General features: G+C 70.9%; 21 protein-coding genes and 1 riboswitch. Of the genes, 9 read left to right on the top strand and 12 right to left on the bottom strand.

The genetic code is table 11. The annotated features are described in order from the left end of the window. Nucleotides 1-16: 16 nt before the first annotated feature. On the bottom strand, nucleotides 17-937 hold the full coding sequence (locus AB0K52_RS12240; RefSeq protein ID WP_363530160.1) for a DUF58 domain-containing protein: 921 nt from the start codon (nucleotides 935-937) through the stop codon (nucleotides 17-19). Between the two features lie 14 nt (nucleotides 938-951). After that, nucleotides 952-2,034: a MoxR family ATPase gene (locus tag AB0K52_RS12235; RefSeq protein ID WP_363530157.1), complete on the bottom strand. Its 1,083-nt coding sequence runs from the start codon at nucleotides 2,032-2,034 to the stop codon at nucleotides 952-954. Nucleotides 2,035-2,559: 525 nt separating this feature from the next. Between AB0K52_RS12235 and AB0K52_RS12230 the strand changes: the two genes are divergently transcribed. The 4 genes from AB0K52_RS12230 to AB0K52_RS12215 all read left to right on the top strand — a co-directional run bounded on the left by AB0K52_RS12230 (nucleotide 2,560) and on the right by AB0K52_RS12215 (nucleotide 5,368). Then, nucleotides 2,560-3,123 (top strand): alpha/beta hydrolase, encoded by a 564-nt coding sequence (locus AB0K52_RS12230; protein ID WP_363530154.1) that lies wholly within the window; start codon nucleotides 2,560-2,562, stop codon nucleotides 3,121-3,123. Between the two features lie 61 nt (nucleotides 3,124-3,184). Then, a complete protein-coding gene (locus tag AB0K52_RS12225; RefSeq protein ID WP_363530151.1) occupies nucleotides 3,185-3,397 on the top strand; it encodes a hypothetical protein in 213 nt (70 codons plus the stop codon). 22 nt (nucleotides 3,398-3,419) lie between these two features. After that, the gene (locus tag AB0K52_RS12220) at nucleotides 3,420-3,926 is read left to right on the top strand and encodes a PH domain-containing protein (RefSeq protein ID WP_363530148.1); all 507 of its coding nucleotides are present in this window, start codon (nucleotides 3,420-3,422) and stop codon (nucleotides 3,924-3,926) included. Beyond that, nucleotides 3,923-5,368, top strand: a complete 1,446-nt coding sequence (locus AB0K52_RS12215) for a PH domain-containing protein (RefSeq protein ID WP_363530145.1) — start codon at nucleotides 3,923-3,925, stop codon at nucleotides 5,366-5,368. The genes AB0K52_RS12220 and AB0K52_RS12215 overlap by 4 nt, the downstream gene beginning before the upstream one ends. 32 nt (nucleotides 5,369-5,400) lie before the next feature. On the opposite strand, the gene hisG is transcribed toward AB0K52_RS12215, so the two are convergent. Continuing rightward, complete coding sequence (gene hisG, locus AB0K52_RS12210; RefSeq protein WP_363530143.1) at nucleotides 5,401-6,246, bottom strand: ATP phosphoribosyltransferase; 846 nt, start codon at nucleotides 6,244-6,246, stop codon at nucleotides 5,401-5,403. Nucleotides 6,247-6,270: 24 nt separating this feature from the next. After that, a complete protein-coding gene (locus AB0K52_RS12205) occupies nucleotides 6,271-6,534 on the bottom strand; it encodes a phosphoribosyl-ATP diphosphatase (protein WP_270109719.1) in 264 nt (87 codons plus the stop codon). 285 nt (nucleotides 6,535-6,819) lie between these two features. On the opposite strand from AB0K52_RS12205, the gene AB0K52_RS12200 reads away from it, so the two are divergent. Beyond that, a complete protein-coding gene (locus AB0K52_RS12200) occupies nucleotides 6,820-7,527 on the top strand; it encodes a hypothetical protein (protein WP_363530140.1) in 708 nt (235 codons plus the stop codon). Between the two features lie 103 nt (nucleotides 7,528-7,630). Beyond that, the gene (locus tag AB0K52_RS12195; protein WP_363530137.1) at nucleotides 7,631-7,996 is read left to right on the top strand and encodes a hypothetical protein; all 366 of its coding nucleotides are present in this window, start codon (nucleotides 7,631-7,633) and stop codon (nucleotides 7,994-7,996) included. 17 nt (nucleotides 7,997-8,013) lie between these two features. Here the strand turns inward: AB0K52_RS12195 and AB0K52_RS12190 are convergent, their stop codons facing one another. Next, entirely contained in the window at nucleotides 8,014-9,699 is a 1,686-nt protein-coding gene (locus tag AB0K52_RS12190; protein ID WP_363530134.1) for a glycoside hydrolase family 2 TIM barrel-domain containing protein, read from the bottom strand. An 88-nt stretch (nucleotides 9,700-9,787) separates the two neighbouring features. Continuing rightward, complete coding sequence (locus AB0K52_RS12185) at nucleotides 9,788-10,522, bottom strand: TetR/AcrR family transcriptional regulator (RefSeq protein ID WP_363530132.1); 735 nt, start codon at nucleotides 10,520-10,522, stop codon at nucleotides 9,788-9,790. Between the two features lie 108 nt (nucleotides 10,523-10,630). Between AB0K52_RS12185 and AB0K52_RS12180 the strand changes: the two genes are divergently transcribed. After that, the gene (locus AB0K52_RS12180) at nucleotides 10,631-11,542 is read left to right on the top strand and encodes an NmrA family NAD(P)-binding protein (RefSeq protein WP_363530129.1); all 912 of its coding nucleotides are present in this window, start codon (nucleotides 10,631-10,633) and stop codon (nucleotides 11,540-11,542) included. Here AB0K52_RS12180 and AB0K52_RS12175 read toward each other — a convergent pair. Then, the gene (locus tag AB0K52_RS12175; RefSeq protein WP_363530126.1) at nucleotides 11,535-11,816 is read right to left on the bottom strand and encodes a DUF1905 domain-containing protein; all 282 of its coding nucleotides are present in this window, start codon (nucleotides 11,814-11,816) and stop codon (nucleotides 11,535-11,537) included. The genes AB0K52_RS12180 and AB0K52_RS12175 overlap by 8 nt on opposite strands. Before the next feature lie 149 nt (nucleotides 11,817-11,965). On the opposite strand from AB0K52_RS12175, the gene AB0K52_RS12170 reads away from it, so the two are divergent. Next, nucleotides 11,966-13,423: a glycosyltransferase family 39 protein gene (locus AB0K52_RS12170; protein WP_363530124.1), complete on the top strand. Its 1,458-nt coding sequence runs from the start codon at nucleotides 11,966-11,968 to the stop codon at nucleotides 13,421-13,423. A 72-nt stretch (nucleotides 13,424-13,495) separates the two neighbouring features. Next, complete coding sequence (locus AB0K52_RS12165) at nucleotides 13,496-13,921, top strand: nuclear transport factor 2 family protein (protein ID WP_363530121.1); 426 nt, start codon at nucleotides 13,496-13,498, stop codon at nucleotides 13,919-13,921. Between the two features lie 64 nt (nucleotides 13,922-13,985). Here AB0K52_RS12165 and ribH read toward each other — a convergent pair whose 3' ends face one another. The 5 genes from ribH to rpe form a co-directional block, all read right to left on the bottom strand. Continuing rightward, nucleotides 13,986-14,456 carry a 6,7-dimethyl-8-ribityllumazine synthase gene (gene ribH, locus AB0K52_RS12160; RefSeq protein WP_363530118.1) on the bottom strand — a complete coding sequence of 157 codons (471 nt, stop codon included), beginning with the start codon at nucleotides 14,454-14,456 and terminating at the stop codon, nucleotides 13,986-13,988. Nucleotides 14,457-14,458: 2 nt separating this feature from the next. After that, the gene (locus tag AB0K52_RS12155; RefSeq protein WP_363530115.1) at nucleotides 14,459-15,706 is read right to left on the bottom strand and encodes a bifunctional 3,4-dihydroxy-2-butanone-4-phosphate synthase/GTP cyclohydrolase II; all 1,248 of its coding nucleotides are present in this window, start codon (nucleotides 15,704-15,706) and stop codon (nucleotides 14,459-14,461) included. Then, the gene (locus AB0K52_RS12150; RefSeq protein WP_363530112.1) at nucleotides 15,703-16,293 is read right to left on the bottom strand and encodes a riboflavin synthase; all 591 of its coding nucleotides are present in this window, start codon (nucleotides 16,291-16,293) and stop codon (nucleotides 15,703-15,705) included. The genes AB0K52_RS12155 and AB0K52_RS12150 overlap by 4 nt, the downstream gene beginning before the upstream one ends. Before the next feature lie 91 nt (nucleotides 16,294-16,384). Continuing rightward, a riboswitch (FMN riboswitch) is annotated at nucleotides 16,385-16,526 on the bottom strand. 79 nt (nucleotides 16,527-16,605) lie between these two features. Then, on the bottom strand, nucleotides 16,606-17,592 hold the full coding sequence (locus AB0K52_RS12145) for a response regulator (RefSeq protein WP_363530109.1): 987 nt from the start codon (nucleotides 17,590-17,592) through the stop codon (nucleotides 16,606-16,608). A 52-nt stretch (nucleotides 17,593-17,644) separates the two neighbouring features. After that, nucleotides 17,645-18,340 carry a ribulose-phosphate 3-epimerase gene (gene rpe / locus AB0K52_RS12140; RefSeq protein ID WP_363530106.1) on the bottom strand — a complete coding sequence of 232 codons (696 nt, stop codon included), beginning with the start codon at nucleotides 18,338-18,340 and terminating at the stop codon, nucleotides 17,645-17,647. Between the last annotated feature and the right edge of the window lie 93 nt (nucleotides 18,341-18,433).

Below are 18,433 nucleotides of genomic sequence, written 5' to 3'. Positions count from 1 at the left end.
TGGTCGGTAGGCGGCGCTAGCGGTAGGCGGCGAGGTGGCGGCGCTGCGCGATGAACGCGGCGATGTCGCGCAGCCAGTCGGAGCCGGTCGAGAGGCGAAGGTGGGCCGCGCCGCCGGCGCGGATGCCCGCGGCGATGCGGTCGCGCTGCTCGGCGGCGGCCGCGGCGTAGCGGGCGCGGAAGCGCGCGTTGCCGGTCTGGACTTCGACGGTGGCGCCGGTCTCGGGGTCGATGAGGTCGAGGACGCCGACATCGGGGAGGGCGAGTTCGGCGGGGTCAAGGATCTCGACGCAGAGGACCTGCTGGCGGACGGCGAGGCGGCGGAGTTCTCTCACCCAGCGGGCTTCGCCTTCGGGACTGCGCTCATGTTCTCTCTGGCCTTCGTCCTCCAAGAAGTCGGAGATGACGATGGCGAGGCCGCGGCGGCGGGCGTGGCGGCGGGTCTTGTCGATGAGTTCGGCCAGGTCGCCGGCGCCTTGGCCGCGCGGGAGCGTGGTGACGGTGCGCAGGAGGGAGCGGGCGCCGCCGCGGCCGGGGCGCGGCGGGATTGCTCTGGCCGGGCCGCCTTCGGTGACGACGGCGCCGATGCGGTTGCCGCCGCGTCCGGCGAGGTAGGCGAAGGCGGCGACGGCGCCTTCGGCGAGTTCGCGCTTGAGCATGCCGACGGTGCCGAAGTCGAGGCTCGGGGAGAGGTCGACGGCGAGCCAGGTCTCGAGTTCGCGGTCGGCGATGGTGGTGCGCACGTGCGGCACCGTGGTGCGGGCGGTGACGGGCCAGTCCATGCGGCGCACGTCGTCGCCGGCGCGGTATTCGCGGGCCTCGCCGGGCTCGGAGCCGGGCCCGGGCAGCAGGCCTAGGTAGTCGCCGTGCAGGAGCCCGTCGAGGCGGCGGGTGACGTTGAGCTGCAGGCGGTCGAGGGCGCGCAGGTCGTGTTCCACGGGTGTCGCGGTCCTCACCAGGCGCCCGGCTGCTGGGGCTGGTAGGGGGGCGGGGATTCGGGCCGCGGCGCGGCGTCCTGGCGGGGGCTCACCGTCGGAGCGGGGACGGCGGCGAGGAGTTGGCCCACGAGCTGGTCGGTGACCACGCCGTCGGCCATGGCGTCGTAGGAGAGGACGAGGCGGTGGCGCAGGACGTCGGGGGCGATGTCGTCGAGGTCCTGCGGCAGGGCGTAGTCGCGGCCGCGCAGGAGCGCGATGGCGCGGGTGGCGCGGATGAGGCCGAGGGAGGCGCGGGGGCTGGCCCCGTACTGGATGTGGTGCGCGATGGCGCCGAGTCCGGCCTGGGCGGGGTTGCGGGTGGCCATGACGATGCGCACGGCGTAGTCGACCAGGGCGTTGTGGATGAACACGCCGTCGGCGGCCTGCTGGAGGCGCAGGAGGTCGTCGGTATCGAGGATGCGTTCGGGCACGGGCGTGTCGACGCCCATGCGGAAGACGATCTCGCGTTCTTCGGCGTCGGTGGGGTAGCCGACGTTGATCTTGAAGAGGAAGCGGTCGCGCTGGGCCTCGGGGAGGGGGTAGACGCCTTCCTGCTCGATGGGGTTCTGGGTGGCCATGACCAGGAACGGCTTGGGCAGGACGCGGGTCTGGCCGCCGATGGAGATGCGGCCTTCGGCCATGACCTCGAGCATCGCGGACTGGACTTTGGCGGGGGCGCGGTTGATCTCGTCGGCGAGGACGAAGTTGGTGTTGACCGGGCCCCATTCGACGTCGAAGGACTCCGAGGACTGGCGGTAGATGCGGGTGCCGACGATGTCGGCCGGGACCAGGTCGGGCGTGAACTGGATGCGCTGGAAGTCCGCACCCACGACCCGGGCCATGGTCTCTACGGCGAGGGTCTTGGCGACGCCGGGCACGCCTTCGATGAGGCAGTGGCCCCGGGCCAGCAGCGCGGCGAACATGCGCTCGACGAGGGCGTCCTGGCCGACGATGACCTTCTTGATCTCGAACAGCGCCTTCTCGAGCAAGGCGGCGTTCTCCGCCGGGGTGGAGGACCCGGACTTGCGGTCGGAACGGTCGGCGTCGGCTGATCCCATGTCGGTTCCTTCACGAGCGGTCGGTCTGGTGCTGTCGATACTAATTCGCCCGTTCGAGGATGGCAGGGGGCTGCGCGGACCGGTTCGGCGCGGCCGGTGAAGCTTGCGAGCCCGGCACTGGGCGACGCTGTGAAGCTTGCCAGTCGGCGCTGAGCGCGGCCGTGAAACTTGCGAGTCGGCGCTGAGCACGGCCGCACCGCGATTTGTCGGGAACCCGACAGTTCTCTCCGATCCCCTTGTGGCGCAGGGGGTCTAGACTGCCACGACCTCGGCTCGGCAAACGGTGACGTGGTATTTGCCCAGAAGCGTGACACGCCGCGCGGATTCAATCCGTTGCTGCGAAATGTCGGAGCGCTATGCTTTCACCAACCCGCGCGACTTCCCCCGTGGTCGCGCGGGTCTTTTGCTGCCCGGAACAAGCCTCCCGGCCATGCCGCAAGACCATGCGGCACCGCGCGCCGCGCCGCGGCGCACACCGGGTTTGCGTGGGAGGCGCGGCCGCCTCGGCGGCTCTAGAATTCCCTCATGCCCCGCCGCCGCCAGGCCCTGCTGCTCCCCGGACGCAACTACAGCGTTCAAGGGCCGCTGCTGATGTACACCCACGTGGCCTTGCAGTCCCGTGGCGCCCATACGTACCCGCTGGTGTGGAAGGGCGTCGACCAGCTCGCGGCCGACCCGCAGGGCATGATCGAGGGCGTGTGCGAGCAGACCGAGGCCGTGCTCGACCGGGTCCACAACGACGACCCGCCGCTGCTGGTCGGCAAGTCGCTCGGCACGTCCGCCGCGATCCTCGCGGCGCACCACGGGCTGCCGGCGATCTGGTTCACGCCGTTTCTCCAGCACTACCCGATCGTGCAGGCCCTGCGCCGCTCGACCGCCCCGTACCTGCTGGTGGGCGGCACCGCCGACCCGGCGTGGAACACCGCGCTCGCCCGCGAGCTGCCCGGCGAGGTCTGCGAGATCCGCGGGGCCGACCACGGCATGTTCATCCGCGGCCGGCCGCTCGTGGAGTCGGCGCACGCGATGGCGGACGTGATCGAGGCCGTGGAGGCGTTCATCGACACGGCGGTGTGGCCCCGCACCGGATGAGGCGGTCCACATTTACGGCTCGCGAGTGCCGCCGGGGCGGGACTTGGCGGACAATCGCGCTGTGACTTCAGATCCAGCAGCGCCGGCCGAAGGACCCGTCTGCTCGTCGCGCGGCTGCCGCGAGACGGCGACCTGGATGCTGCTGTGGCGCAATCCGCGCATCCACGGCAGCGACCGGGTGAAGCGCTGGGCCGCTTGCGACGAGCACGAGCCGGTGCTGCGCGAGTTCCTCACGGCGCGCGGATTCCCTTGCGAGACTCAGAGGTTGGCATGACCGAGCGTGGAATGATCGAGCGATGAACGCGAGAGCCGTCCCGGTGTGGGACCTGTGGCCGGAGGGGATCTCCTGGCAGCCCATGTCGCCGAAGCTGCGCACGGTCTGGGTGCTGCGGAGCCTCCTCAACGTCCTCGTCCTGGCCGTCATCGCCGCGGTCCCGCTGACGATCTGGCTCGGCTGGGACGGCCTCCTGTGGACGATCGCCGGGTACGTGCTGCTCGCGGGCCTGCGCGCGCTCACCGTGGTGCGCACGGTCCGGACCTGGGGGTACGCCGAACGCGACCAGGACCTGCTGGTGCGCCACGGGCTGCTGACGCGCCGGCTGAGCATCGTCCCCTACGGCCGCATCCAGCTCATCGACCTCTCGGCCGGGCCGGTCGAGCGGATGTTCGGCCTCACCACGGTGCAGGTGCGCACCGCGGCGCTGGCCTCGACCACCGAGGTGCCCGGGCTCGACCCGCAGATCGCCGCCGCGCTCCGCGACCGGCTCGCCGTGCGCGCCGCCGAGGTCCGGGAGGGACTGTGAGCGCGGAGGCCGGACCGGTCCACGACGACGAGCCCGCTCCCCCGCTGGCTCCCGAGCCGTACGGGCCCGCGCCGTACACGCCGGGCGCGCCGCCCGAGGGCGTGCAGCGTCAGCGCCTGCACCCGCTCACGCCGCTGCTGGAGAGCGTGCGGTTCCTCACGGCGGTCGCGGCGGCGGTGGGCGTCCAGATGTTCACGTCCCGGAACTTCCTGTTCGCGGTGTACGCGGCGGTGGCGGCGGCGGTCGTGGGCGGCATCGCGAGCCTGATCGCGCTCCAGTACCGGGGCTTCGTGATCTGGGGCCGGGAGCTGCACATCTACGGGGGTGTGTTCACGCGCAGCCACCGCACGGTGCCGCTCGACCGGCTCCAGTCGGTGGACCTGGTGCGGCCGCTGCAGGCGCGGCTGTTCAGATTGGCGCAGTTGAACATCGAGGTCGCGGGAGGCGATGGGACGGACGCGAAGCTCGCATACCTCAAGCACGACCGGGCCCTGGAGCTGCGTTCGGAGCTGCTCTCGATCGCGGGAAGGCCCGGGGCCGCGCCGCGGACCGAGTCCACTGAGGAGTCCACTGAGGAGGTACCGGAGGGACCGGCGCCGCTGGCGCCGATGGTGACGGTGCGCAAGCTCGCCCTGGCGTCGCTGCTGGAGGCGCTGCCGGTGCAGCTGACGGCGCTGCTGGTGTTCGGGACCGCGTTCGCGGTGACCGGGTCGATCTTCGGCTTCTCGAAGGTGGCGACGGCGCTGTGGTTCGGCGTCTTCGCCCCGGCGCTGTTCGGCTACCTCCAGAGCACGGTCTCGACCGTCAACCGGTTCCTGCGCAACAGCCGGTTCCGGATCACCCGCGACGGTGGGAACCTGCTCATCGAGCGGGGCCTGACGGACACGAGCCACGAGACGGTGCCGGTGGACCGGGTGACGGCCGTGTGCTTCGACGAGCCGATCCTGTGGCGACGCAAGGACTGGCGACGCGTCGAGGTGTGGACGGCGGCGGTGTCGCAGCAGATCAACGTCCTCAAGTCGACGACTGCGCTGCCTGTCGGCGCCCCCGCGGAAGTCGCGGCCGTCGCGGCCGAGGCGGTGCCGGAGCTGCCGTCGGTGTTCGAGGTGGAACGGCCGCCGCGCCGGGCGCGGTGGCGGATGCCGTTGCGGTGGAAGCGGACCGGCACGCTCCTGGACGAGAAGGTGTTCGTGGCGCGGCACGGCTGGTGGGTCAACACGCATGTGGCCGTGCCGTACGCGCGCATCCAGTCGGTGCGGGTCGTGCAGGGGCCGATCCAGCGGATGCAGGGGCTCGCGACGGTGCACGCGATGACGGCCGGGAGCGTCGGGCACACGGCGAAGGCGGCGCACCGCGACGTCCGTGAAGCCGTCGCGATGGCCGCCGAGCTGCGGAAGCGGGCCGATGCGGCCGCGGCGCTCGAAGCGCCGCGGCTGTCGTAGCGGACCAGCGCCGGCAGGCGCCTGCGCTCTGACTAGAGCCGGCAGGCGTCGATGTTCGAGGCCAGGATGCCGCGGGCGCCGATCTCGTAGAGGGCGTCCATGACGCGGTGCAGGTCGGCGCGCTCGGTCATCGACTGGACCGCGACCCACCCTTCCCGATGCAGCGGGGAGACCGTCGGCGACTCGATGCCGGGCGTCAGCTCGACGGCGGCCTCGAGGAGTTCGGCGCGCACGTCGTAGGCGAGCATCACGTACGAGCGGGCCACGAGCACGCCGCGCAGGCGGCGCAGCAGCTGCTCGACGGCCGGGGCCTGGCCGTTGCCGGCCTTGCGGACCAAGACGGCCTCGGAGCGCATGATCGGGTCGCCGAACACGGCGAGCCCGGCCTGCTTGAGGGTCGTGCCGGTCTCGACCACGTCGGCGATGGCGTCGGCGACGCCGAGGGCGATGGCGTTCTCGACCGCGCCCGCGAGCTTGACGATCTCGGCCTTGACCCCGTGCTTCTCGAGGTCGGTGCGCACGACCCCGGGGAACGAGGTCGCGATGCGCTTGCCGTCGAGCCCGGCGACGGTGTCGACGGTGCCCGGGCGGGCGGCGTAGCGGAACGTGGAGCGGCCGAAGCCGAGCGCGAGGACCTCTTCGACCTCCTCGCCGGAGTTGACGGCGAGGTCCTGGCCGGTGATGCCGAGGTCGAGGTCGCCGGAGGCGACGTAGGTGGCGATGTCGCTGGGGCGCAGGTAGAAGAACTCGACGTCGTTGACGGCGTCGAGGGATTGGAGGTCGCGGCTGGAGCCGCGCTGGCGGTAACCCGCCTCGGTGAGCATGTCGGTGGCGCCCTGGGAGAGCGATCCCTTGTTGGGCACGGCGATGCGGAGCATGCGGATGGGCCTTTCGGAAGCTGGTTAGAGGTACCGGTACACGTCGTCGAGGCTGATGCCGCGGGCGACCATCATCACCTGGAGGTGGTAGAGGAGCTGGGAGATCTCCTCGGCCGCGGCCTCGTCCGACTCGTATTCGGCGGCCATCCAGACCTCGGCCGCCTCTTCGACGATCTTCTTGCCGATGGCATGGACGCCGGCGTCGAGCTGGGCGACGGTGCCCGATCCCTCGGGTCGGGTGGCGGCTTTGTCGGCGAGTTCGGCGTAGAGCTGCTCGAAGGTCTTCACGGCCGGAATTCTACGTGGCGGGCCTGACCGGGGCGACCGCGAACCGCCCGGGCTTACCGCTGGCCGGGACGGTGAGACCGGGCTCGCAGCCGCAGGCGTCGCCATTCGCACGGTTTCGCAACCTTTGCCCCACCGCGACCACCCGATCGAGTGAACACCGCCGATAACGGGCGTATCGGAACTAGACATTAATTGGGGCACATGCTCTAATTAACGAATCGACATTCGTCAACGTCTGGCCGATGTCGACGGCTGACACCATGACCTCAAGAAAGGCGTGCCCCCATGCGACGCAGATCGCTCCTTTCGGCCGCGCTGGCCGCTCCCCTCGCCACCGCCGGCGCCGTCGGCGCCCTCCAGTCCCCCGCCCAGGCCGCCACCTGGAGCTCCTCCGACCGGTGGGGCAGCTGGCAGAACGGCGCCTACACCCTCTACAACAACGTCTGGGGCAACGGCTACGGCCCGCAGTCGATCTGGGCGAACTCGTACAGCAACTGGGGCGTGTGGGCCAACCACCCGAACACCGGCGGCATCAAGTCGTACCCGAACGTCTCCTACACGCTGGGGCGCACCGTCTCCAACATGGGGAACGTCGGCAGCTCCTTCAACGCGACCGTGCCCGGCTCCGGTTCGGGCCTGGCGTACAACACGACCTACGACGTGTGGGGCAACGGGCACGCCCACGAGATCATGATCTGGACGCAGTGGACGTCCAACGTCGGCCCCATCGGCGGCTACGTCACCAACGTCAACCTCGGCGGCCGCAACTGGAACTACCACCAGGGCCACAACGGCGCCAACCCCGTCTACAGCTTCATGGCGACGAGCCAGTTCACCAGCGGCACCGTGAACATCACCCCGATCTGCCAGTGGCTGGTCAACCAGGGCCGGATGCCGAACGTCCGCATCGACCAGATCCAGCTCGGCTGGGAGATCACCTCGTCCTCGGGCGGGCGCGACTTCCGGATGAACAGCTACTCGCTCTGGACCTAGCCTGAGCCCGAAGGCGTCTTGCCCCGCGAATCTGCGGTGCAAGACGCCTATTTCCTTGCCGTCCTGGGTAAACTCCCAATGACCGACCGAGGGAGGCGCGACCATGAAGTCGAAGCACGAGAAGCCGAACGAGACCGAAGCGGCGGGCGAGACGGACGCGCTGCGCCTGTCCGACCTCGAGAACGAGGCCGTCCCCGTCGAAGCGCTCGACGAGTCCTACGCCTCTGACGACGACCTCTGGCCCGCCCCGCGCAACGTCCGCCGCGGACTCGCGCTCGCCGGGGTCGGCGTGGTGCTGGTCGCCGCCGCCGTCATCGGCGCCAAGATCGCCTACGACCGCCGCAAGTCCGCCCGCGGCTACCGCCGGGCCGTCTCGGCGCTCGAGGACGCGCGCGACGCGCTCCTCTCAGCGGCCTCCGAGCTGCCCGAGCGCGGACGCGAAGTCCTGCACCGGGTCACCGACCGCTGAGCTGAGCCCCCGCCGGGTCAGGCCTTGCGGTCGAGCCTGCCCCGGAAGTGCCCCTGCACGACCCGGTAGGCCTGCTTGGGCCGGCGGTACTCGTCGATGAGGCCCTTGTCGTTCACGCCGCGCGGGCGGGTGAGCGCCATGCGCCGCAGCTCGGTGGTCTTGAAGTCGCCGAGCACCCAGATCGCCAGCCCCGAGATGCGGTCCTGGCCGCCGAGCAGGTGCCCCACCACCGTGTCCAGGTGGCGGGCCTGGTAGTCCTCGGTCCACAGCGAGCCGTGCGAGTCGTTCCAACCGGGCACCGCCCCCGCGCCGATCTCGGAGATGACGAGCGGCTTGTCGGCGAACCCGAGGGCGTCCACGTGCGCGCTGATGCGGTCGAGCTCGCCCGGGATGTCGGGCAGGTCGCCGTAGTACCAGCCGGGGTAGGCGTTCGCGCCGACTACGTCGACCAGGTCGAAGCACTTGTCGTCGTGGGCGTTGATGCTCGCGTAGGTGACCAGCCGGTCGGGGTCGAGCTCGCGCAGGCGGCCCAGCAGCCGCGCGTACACCGGGTGGCCTTCGTCGGACCAGCTCGGGCACTCGTTCAGGATGCCCCACAGGATGATCGAGGGGTGGTTCTGCGAGGCGGCGACCATCTCTCCGATGTGCTCGAGCTGCGCGTCGATGAACGCGGGGTCGGTGAGGTGCTCGACCGGGTACTGCCAGCCGATCGACTCGCACCACACGAGGACGCCGGCCTCGTCGCACAGGTCGAGGAACAGCGGGTCGAGCGGGTAGTGGCTGCCGCGCACGAAGTTGCAGCCGAGGTCCTTGAGCTGCTGCACGTCGTTGACGAGCAGGGCTTCGGGCTGGGTGTGGCCGAACTGCGGATGGGCCTCGTGGCGGTTGACGCCCAGGAGGGTGACGGGCTCGCCGTTGAGCGTGATCCGCCCGGCCTCGGTGCGGACTTCGCGGAGGCCGAAGCGCTCGCGCAGGTCGTCCTCGCCGAGGCTCACGCTCACGGTGCTCAGGTTGGGCTCTTCAGGCGACCACGGTGCGGCCCAAGGGAGTTCGAGGACACGTTCGAGGGTGCCGGTGGTGTCGAGCGCGACCGTCTCGGCGAGGACGGCACGGCCGTCGCACTCGATCTCGAGCGGTACCGAGGCCGGGGCGTCGGCGGTGTAGTCGATCCGGACGCTGACGCGCCGGTCGGCGGTCGAGGCGGTGGCGATCCGCAGGCCCTCGACGCGGACCGGGCCGAGCCGGTGCAGCTCGACGCTGCGCGAGATGCCGCCGTACGCGTACCAGTCGAAGTGCTCCATGTGGAGCGGGGAGCGCTCGTCGAACCGGTTGTCGACGAGGACGACGATCTCGGCGGTGCCCGCGTCGGCCTCGGACTCGGCGGTGAAGCGCGAGAAGCCGCCGGCGTGCTCGCGGACGAGTTCGCCGTTCCAGAAGACGCGGCACCAGTGCTGCACGCCGTCGAAGACGAGGCGTTGGCGCCCGGCCGCGACGCCGGTGCGGATGCGGTAGGCGGCCAGGCCGCGTTCGCCAGCGTAGACGGGGGTGGCGTCGAAGCAGCCCGGTACGGCCATCAACGCGTCGAACTCGATCCGGTCGACCTCGACGGCGTCGGGGTCGACCTCGCCCAGGAACGTGAAGTCCCAGATGCCGTCGAGCGCGGCGACCTCGCGCCGTTCGTGAGTGGCGAACCTGCGGGCCAAGGCGGCCTCCTCCAGTGGTCTCGGCAGATGCGGGACCGATCCTAGGCGAGCGGTTGCCAAAGGGGAAGGGCTTGAGACCGACCTGTGACTACGTAGTCCTGCGCTTCTCGCGGAACGCCTTCTGGCGGCAGGCCGCCGAACAGTACTTCGCGGGGCGACCGGTGGCGGTCTCGGGAAGCGGGCCGCCGCAGACCGGACAGTTCCGTTTCGTTTCGTTACGAAGTTCGGTAACCGCCGGAGTTTCGTTACGGATCTCAGGGTTTCGTTGCGCGCGGAAGCCGTCCCAGAGGACTTCCAGAAGCCGTTGGGCGCGTGCGGGATCGTCGATCCTGGCCGTGCAGCCGGTGAGCAGGGCGCGCACGTCCTCGACGTCGAGGTCGACCCTGACGACGCCCGCCCGCTGCGCCCGCGCGAGCAGGAGCGAGAGCGGGGTGTCGAGCACGCAGCGGCCGATCGCCTTGGAGGGCTCCTGCCAGTCGCCGCGTGCGACCAGGGCCTCGCAGATCGCCCTGTTCGCGAGGGCCTGCTCAGTGATGAACCGCAGGTAGGAGAAGAAGGCCGTTTCGGGGTCGGGCATGGCCAGTGCCCGCTCGCCGTACTCCCCCAGCTGGCCGAGCCGCTGGTCGAGGACGGTGGCGAGGAGCGCGTCCTTGGTCGGGAAGTGCCGGTAGACGGTGCCCGCGCCGACGCCGGCGGCGACGGCGATCTCGTTGAGGGACACCGCGGCGCCGCGTTCGGCGAAGAGCCGGTCGGCCGTCTCGAGGACGTTCTGGCGGTTGCGCTGGGAGTCGGCGCGTTCGGCGCGTTGGGCGGTGGCGGGCATGGGTCCCCCTCTCGTGGACTCGCTTAAACGGGTGTAGTGTTCCGTTTCAGAAACCGGGTCGCCGCTCCCGATAGTAGTCGGCGCGCCCCGTGAGCGAAAGGAACACCCATGCCCGCATCCGAGAAGACCGTCCTCGTGACCGGCGCGACCGGCCGCCAGGGCGGGGCCGTCGCCGCCCGCCTGCTCGCCGACGGCTGGCACGTGCGAGCCCTCACCCGCGACCCCGGTGGCGCGAAGGCCAAGACGCTCGAAGAGGCCGGGGCCGAAGTCGTCGCAGGCGACCTCGACGACCGGGCCTCGCTCGACGCCGCCGCGGCGGGCGCCTTCGGCGTCTTCAGCGTGCACGCCGGAGCCTACGAGGGCGGCCCCTACGGCCACGACCTCGACCACGAGCGCCGCAGCGCCGCGAACATCGCCGCCGCCGCGAAGGCCGCGGGCGTCGCGCACCTCGTGCACTCGTCCTCGATCGGCGTCGGCGGCCCCCTCGAAGCCGTGATGGACATGCTGCAGCGCAAGGCCGAAGCCGAGCGCGCGATCGGCGCCAGCGGGGTGCCGCACACGATCCTTCGCCCGAGCTCGTTCATGGAGAACACCTTCGACTCCTTCCGCGAGCTGCAGGACGGCGCGCTGGTCTCGATGCTCAACGCCGACACGCTCGAGCCGCACGTCGCCGCCGACGACATCGCCGCCTTCGCCGCGATCGCCTTCGCCGACCCGGAACGGCACCGGGGGCAGGTGTACGAGCTGGCCGGCGACAACCTCGGCCAGACTGAGAAGGCCGCGCTCATCGGCCGCGTCGTCGGACGCGAGGTGCCCTACATCGGCATCACGGTCGACCAGGTGGCCGCGGACAGCCCGTCCACCGCGAAGATGCTGGGCATCCTCAACGCGCACCCCCTGCCCGTCGACATCGAGGCGCTGCGCGAGATCCACCCCGGCCTGCTCACGTTCGAGCAGTGGATGACCGGGATCGGCAAGCCGTTGGTCGACGCGTACTTCGCGCGGATCGACGCTAAGTGAGCCGCTGAGTCAAGTGGACGGTCACCGCCTCGCCCGCCGCGCTCTTGCCGATGGCCTTGCACAGCGCGGCCCGCACCGGGAGCCAGTGCGGACCCGAGCCGGAGGGCATGAGCGTCGCGGCGAAGTCGTGGCCGTCCATCGTCCCGGTCACCCTCACGGCCCTGCGGGTGCCGAGCAGTTCGGCCGAGCCGGGCACGGTCAGGAAGGTCGCGAACGCGCCGTCCTTCTCGATGGGCGCGGTGAACGTGCAGTCCATGGTCTGCGGTTCGGGCATGGCGTCTCCTCCGGTAGTGGATACCGGTAGGGACGAGGCCCGGGCCTTGAATTCATCGTGTCCGGGCCGTTCCGGGACGGGCGGGCGGGTTGCGCCCGTCCGTCCACTGCGGCAGGATCGGGGCGACCCCCGAACGCGAAGGCCCGCCCATGCAGCCCCCTCCTCTGTACCGCGCCCATCTCACTGCCGCCTCCGCAGTGCTCGCGGCCGTGCTCGCCGCGCTCAACGGGCGCTACGACTACCACCGCGACGAGCTGTACTTCCGGATGCTCGAGCCCGCATGGGGGTACGTGGACCAGCCGCCGCTCACGCCGCTGCTCGGGAGGGCCGCCATCGCGGTGCTCGGGGATTCCCTGTGGGCCTTGAGGTTCCCGTCGATCCTGTGCATGGTCGGGCTCCTGTGGATCAGCGCGCTGCTGACGCGCGAACTCGGCGGCGGCAGGGCCGCGCAGGCCCTCTGCGCTTGGGGCCTGTCGTTCGCCGGGGTCGCGCTCGCGTTCGGGCACCAGCTCACGACGAACGCGGTCGACCTGCTGGTGTGGACGGCGGCGCTGCTGTTCGCGGTGCGGGCGCTCCTGCGCGGCGAGCGGTGGTGGCTCGCGGTCGGCGCGGTGGCCGGGATCGGCCTGTACAACAAGCACCTGGTCGTGCTGCTGCTCCTCAGCCTCGGCCTCGCGCTGCTCGCCGTCGGCCCTCGGCAGGCGCTGGCCTCGAAATGGCTGTGGGCGGGCGCGGCCTTGGCGCTCGTCATCGGCTCGCCGAACCTGGTCTACCAGGCGGCGCACGGCTGGCCGCAGCTCGAGATGGCCTCGGCCATCAACGAGACGGACGGGACCGAGAACCGCATCCTCCTGCTGCCCTTCCAATTCCTGCTGCTGGGGCTGTTCCTCGTGCCGGTCTGGATCGCCGGGATCGTCGCGCTCCTGCGGCGGCCGGAGTGGCGGCCCGTGCGGGCGCTCGCGGTCGCGTATCCGATCCTGCTGGCGCTCACGCTGGCGAGCGGCGGCCAGTTCTACTACCCGATGGGCCTGGTCGTCGCGTTGTACGCGGTCGGATGCGTCCCGGTCGCGAACTGGGCGGCGACGCGGAGCCGCCGCCTGACGCTGGTGATCGGCGTGGGGCTCAACAGCGCGGTCTCGGCGCTCGTCGCGCTGCCGCTGCTCCCGGTCGGGGTCGTCGGCGCGACGCCGGTCCCGGCGATGAACAGCTCGGTTCCCGACGGCGTCGGGTGGCGGGCGTACACCGATCAGGTGGAGGCCGTGGTCGACGCGCTGCCCGCCGCGGACGGGGCTCGCGCAGCGATCCTGACGTCGAACTACGGCGAGGCCGGGGCGCTCGTGCGGTACGGGGAAGGGCTGCCGCCGGTCTACAGCGGCCACAACGCCCTCCACGCGTACGGCCCGCCTCCGGCGGAAACGGACACGGTGGTCACCGTCGGCATGGACCTCGCGGCGCTGCTCCCCCACTTCGACTCATGCGAGCAGGCCGGATACCTCGACAACGGCGTGGGCGTCGAGAACGAGGAGCAGGGGCGGCCGATCGCCGTCTGCCGCGGCCCGGTCCAGGCGTGGGACGCGCTCTGGCCGGAATTCCAGCACTACAGCTAGGCGGCGGCTTTGCGCAAAGGAGGCCCGACTCGCCGGTAACGAAGAATAATCGGGTTCGAGGAGGTGAGGGCCATGGGACAAGCCAGAGAGGTATTGGACCGGATGACCGAAGCGGCCGTCGGGCAACACGACGTCGAGGCCGCCGTCGAGCTGTACAGCGACGACGCGGTGGTGGTGACGCCCGACGCCGGAACCGTCACGGGCCACGAGAACATCGCCGAGTACTGGCACCAGTTCATCGACGCGTTCCCGGACAGCGCCTACGAACGGATCATGAAGCTCGAATCCGACGGAAGGGCCGTCGACGAGGGGTACTTCGTAGGCACCAACACCGGTGACATGAAGATGCCCACGGGCGAGACGATCCCGGCCACCGGCAAGAAGGTGAGGCTGCGGAGCTGCGACATCGCCACCGTCAAGGACGGCAAGATCACCGAGCACCACCTGTACTTCGACGAATCGGAGTTCATGCGGCAGATCGGGTTGTCACCGCAGTGACGAGAAGCTGCCGATACGCGTGCGGGCCCTGCCGATCCGGCAGGGCCCGCGCGCGTTCGCGTTCCTAGTCCAGCGAGCGGATCGCCAGCGCGGCGCCGAGGGCGGCGACGACCGCCTCGTAGCCCTTGTCCTCGGTGGAGTCGGGGTAGCCGGCGCGGGCGAGGGCCTGCTCCTGGTTGTCGACGGTGAGCACGCCGTGGGCGACGGGGGTCGACTCGTCGAGCGCGACCCGGGTCAGCCCTTCGGTGACGGACTTGCACACGTAGTCGAAGTGCGCGGTGCCGCCACGGATGACGGTGCCGAGGGCGACCACGGCGTCGTACCGGCGGGCGAGGGCCTGCGCCGCGATCGGGAGCTCGACGGCCCCGGCCACGTGCAGGACCTTGACGTCGGCGACCTTCGCGTCGGCGGCCGCGTCGAGGGCGCGCTTGAGCAACTGGCCGACGATCTCGGTGTTCCAGTCCGTGGCGACGACGCCGAGGGTGAGCCCGGCGGCGTCGGGGACGTTGAGCTCGGGTGCTCCGTGTCCGGCCATGGTTATGCGGCTCCCTTGGTGGCGAGGACGGGCGCGGGCAGGTCGCTGAGCAGGTGGCCCATGCGGTCGCGCTTGGTCGTCAGGTAGGCGAGGTTGTCGGGCGTGGCGTAGGTCGGCAGGGCGACCCGGTCGATGACCTCGAGGCCGTGGCCTTCGATGCCGGCGCGCTTCTCCGGGTTGTTGGTGAGCAGGCGCATCGACTTGACGCCGAGGTCCTCGAGGATCTGCGCGCCGATGGCCCAGTCGCGGGCGTCGGCGGGCAGCCCCAGTTCGAGGTTCGCGTCGACGGTGTCGCGGCCCTGGTCCTGGAGCTGGTAGGCCTGGAGTTTGTGGACCAGGCCGATGCCGCGCCCCTCGTGGCCGCGCATGTAGAGGACGACGCCGCGGCCTTCGGCCTCGACGGCGCGGAGCGCGGCCTGCAGCTGGGGGCCGCAGTCGCAGCGCAGGGAGCCGAAGGCGTCGCCGGTCAGGCATTCGGAGTGGACGCGCACGAGCACGTCTTCGCCGTCGCCGATGTCGCCCTTGACGAGGGCGACGTGCTCGTTGCCGTCGAAGACGGCGCGGTAGCCGATGGCGGTGAACTGGCCGGACTCGAGCGGGAGGCGGGCTTCGGCGAGGCGCTTGACGTGGACCTCGTTGCGCTGGCGCCACTCGGCGAGGTCGGCGACGGTGATGAGGACGAGACCGTGCTGGTCGGCGAAGGCGCGCAGCTCGGGCAGGCGCATCATCGAGCCGTCGTCGTTGACCATCTCGGAGATGGCGGCGACCGGCTGCTTGCCGGCGAGGCGGGCGAGGTCGACGGAGGCCTCGGTGTGGCCGCGGCGGACGAGGACGCCGCCGTCCTTGGCACGCAGCGGGACGACGTGGCCGGGCCGGTTGAGGTCGGTCGCCAGGGTCCCGGGGTCGCTGAGGACCCGGATGGTCTGGGCGCGGTCGGCGGCCGAGATGCCGGTGGTCACGCCCTTGCGGGCGTCCACGGAGACGGCGAACGCGGTGCCCTTGTAGTCCTGGTTGGTGTGGTGCGCCGGGGGCAGGTCGAGCCGGTCGGCGGTGTCCGAGGGCATCGCGACGCAGATGTAGCCGCCGGTGTAGCGCACGGTGAACGCCAGGAGCTCGGTCGTCGCGTCCTCGGCGGCGAAGACGATGTCGCCTTCGTTCTCGCGGTCGGTGTCGTCGGCGACGATGACGGGCTTGCCCGCCGCGATCGCGGCGATGGCGTCCTCGACGGAGTCCAGGTGGATCTCGTTCATGACAGGCTCCCGGCTGACTGGAGGAGTTTTTCGACGTGCTTGGCGACGACGTCGGTCTCGATGTGGACCGGGTCGCCGACCTGCTTGCGGCCCAGGGTGGTCGCGTCGAGCGTGGTGGGGATGAGGCCGACGGTGAATTCGTCGCCTTCGATGTGGGCGACGGTGAGGGAGGTGCCGTCGATGGTGATGGAGCCCTTCTCGACCACGTACTTGGCGAGGCCTTCGGGAAGGCGGAAGGTGACTTCCTCCCATTCGGCGGCGGGCGTGCGCTTGACGATCTCGGCGACGCCGTCGACGTGGCCCTGCACGAGGTGCCCGCCGAGTCGGGTGGTGAGGGTGGCGGCGCGTTCGAGGTTGACGGGATCGCCGACTTGGAGCTTGCCGATGACCGAGCGGCGGTAGGTCTCCTCCATGACGTCGGCGGTGAAGACGTCGCCTTCGACGCTGACGACGGTGAGGCAGACGCCGTTGACGCTGATGGAGTCGCCGAGGGCGGCGTCGGAGGTGACGATGGGCCCGCGGACGGCCAGGAACGCTTCACTGGCCTTGACGACTTCGCCGAGTTCTTCGACGATTCCGGTGAACACGGTGTGGATCTCCCTACCTTGCGACTCGAATCTTCGGTACGCAGGCGGGGGCAAGGGAATGGCTCGCAGGGGCCACCAGTGGCCTCCCGCGTTGCGTCTGCTCCCATCCGGACTTTGACCGTCGGTCCTGGATTCTCACCAGGTCAACCGTCCGCTGGATGCGGACGGGTCGCGGACTCGCGGCTGTCGCCGCTCACCGCCGGCTCGGAATTGCACCGACCCCGCTGACGCGCGTTTGCTACAAGGAATTGTGCCACGGCATTATTCCGCCGCGATCCCCTCTGTGACGCACCCTACTGATCCGGGGCGTCGTCACCGGTCGTTCGTCCAGAAGACGGGACGGCGGCTGGTGCGGCCGGGCGCGCGGCCCTCGGGGAAGGCCACGTAGTTGCCGGGGTGGGACTTGGCGACGCTCTTGAGGGTGGTGGCCTCCGCGACGGCCTCGTAGGCGTCGGCGAAGCGGCGCACGGTGGAGAGGGCGACGCCGGTGGAGAGGGTGGGCAGGCGGGAGCGGGTGAGGCGGCGGGAGGTGCGGTCGGCGTGCTCGATGTAGCCGCGTTCGACGTCGCGCGGTTCGCACAGGGCCCTGACGCGGCGGGCGAAGTGGTCGTTGAGGAAGCCGGTGACGGCTTCGGCGTGCTCGGGCAGGCACAGGATGGTGAAGTCGTCGCCGCCGACGTGGCCGAGGAAGACCGGGGCGGCGCCGGCGTCGCCTGCGGCGGCGTAGACGCATTCGGCGAGAGCGCGGATGAACTCGTCGCCGCGCACGAACCCGTACACGTCGTTGACCGCTTTGAACTGGTCGATGTCGATGTAGCACAGGGCGAACGGGTCGCCGCGTTTGATCCAGGACTGGAGTTCGCGGAGGATCCGGTCGTTGCCGGGCATGCCGGTGAGCGGGGAGGACTCGCGGACCTCGCGGTGGCGGCGGATGGCCGAGTCGATGCGGGCGGAGACCTCGGCGGGGTCGAAGGGCTTGGCGATGTAGTCGTCGGCGCCGGCCTTGAGCCCGGCGATCTTGTCGGCCGAGGAGGGCTGGGCGCCGAGGAGGATGATCGGCAGGCTCGCGGTGGCCGGGTCGGCGCGGAGCTGGCGGGTGAGGGCGAGGCCGTCGATGAACGGGAGGTCGGCTTCGAGCAGGACGATGCCGGGGCGGCGCAGCGCGATGCCGGCGAGCGCCTGGTAGCCGTCGCGGGCGAGGGCGGTGTCGAAGCCGTCGGCCCGCAGCCGCGCGGCGAGGAATTCGGCGATCTCGGGGTCGGCGTCGCTGATGAGGACGAGTTCAGGGGTGTTAGCCACAGCGTCTACTCGCTGCGGGGCGGGGGTGGGTGGCGAGCGGGAGCATGGCGTGTCATCCGGATGATCGCGCCGCGTCGGCGCGGGCGCGCAGGCGCCGGGCCGCTTCGGCGGGGTCGGCCGCGCCGTAGATCGCGGTGCCGGCGACGAACGCGTCGGCTCCGGCTTCCGCGGCGGCGGCGATGGTGTCGTCGGCGATGCCGCCGTCGACCTCGATGCGCAGCTCAAGGTGGCCGGAGTCGGCGTGTGCGCGGGCGGTGCGGACCTTGGCGAGCAGCTCGGGCATGAACGCCTGGCCGCCGAAGCCGGCCTTGATCGTCATGATGAGGAGCGTGTCGAAGGCCGGGAGGATGTCGAGGTAGTCCTCCACGGGCGTGTCGCGGTCGATCGCGAGCCCGGCCTTGGAGCCGGCGGCGTGCAGGTCCTTGGCGAGGCGGACGGGGTCCTCGGCGGCCTCGGCGTGGAAGGTGACGTTGTAGGCGCCGAGCTCGGCGTACCCGGGGGCCCAGCGGTCGGGGTTCTCGATCATGAGGTGGCAGTCGAGCGGGATGTCCGTGGCGGCCTTGAGCGACTTGACGATCGGCGGGCCGAGGGTGAGGTTGGGGACGAAGTGGTTGTCCATGACGTCCACATGGAGCCAGTCGACGGCCCCCTCTACCGCGTCGGCCGCTTCGGCGAGGCGGGCGAAGTCCGCCGCCAGCAGGGACGGGGCGATGACGGTGTCGGCCTGCGCCGTTCGGAACTGTGCCACACGGACAGTGTAGGTCGCGGAACCGCGACGCAGGCCGGACACCGGGGCCGATGTGAGGACCGGGGAGTGGTCCTCACATCGGCCGAGGCGCCT

The organism is Glycomyces sp. NPDC049804, assembly GCF_040674615.1.
Taxonomy (GTDB): Bacteria; Actinomycetota; Actinomycetes; order Mycobacteriales; family Micromonosporaceae; genus Glycomyces; species Glycomyces niveus.
Note: the sequence above shows the minus strand (reverse complement) of the source record. Positions and strands in the feature narration are given on the sequence as shown.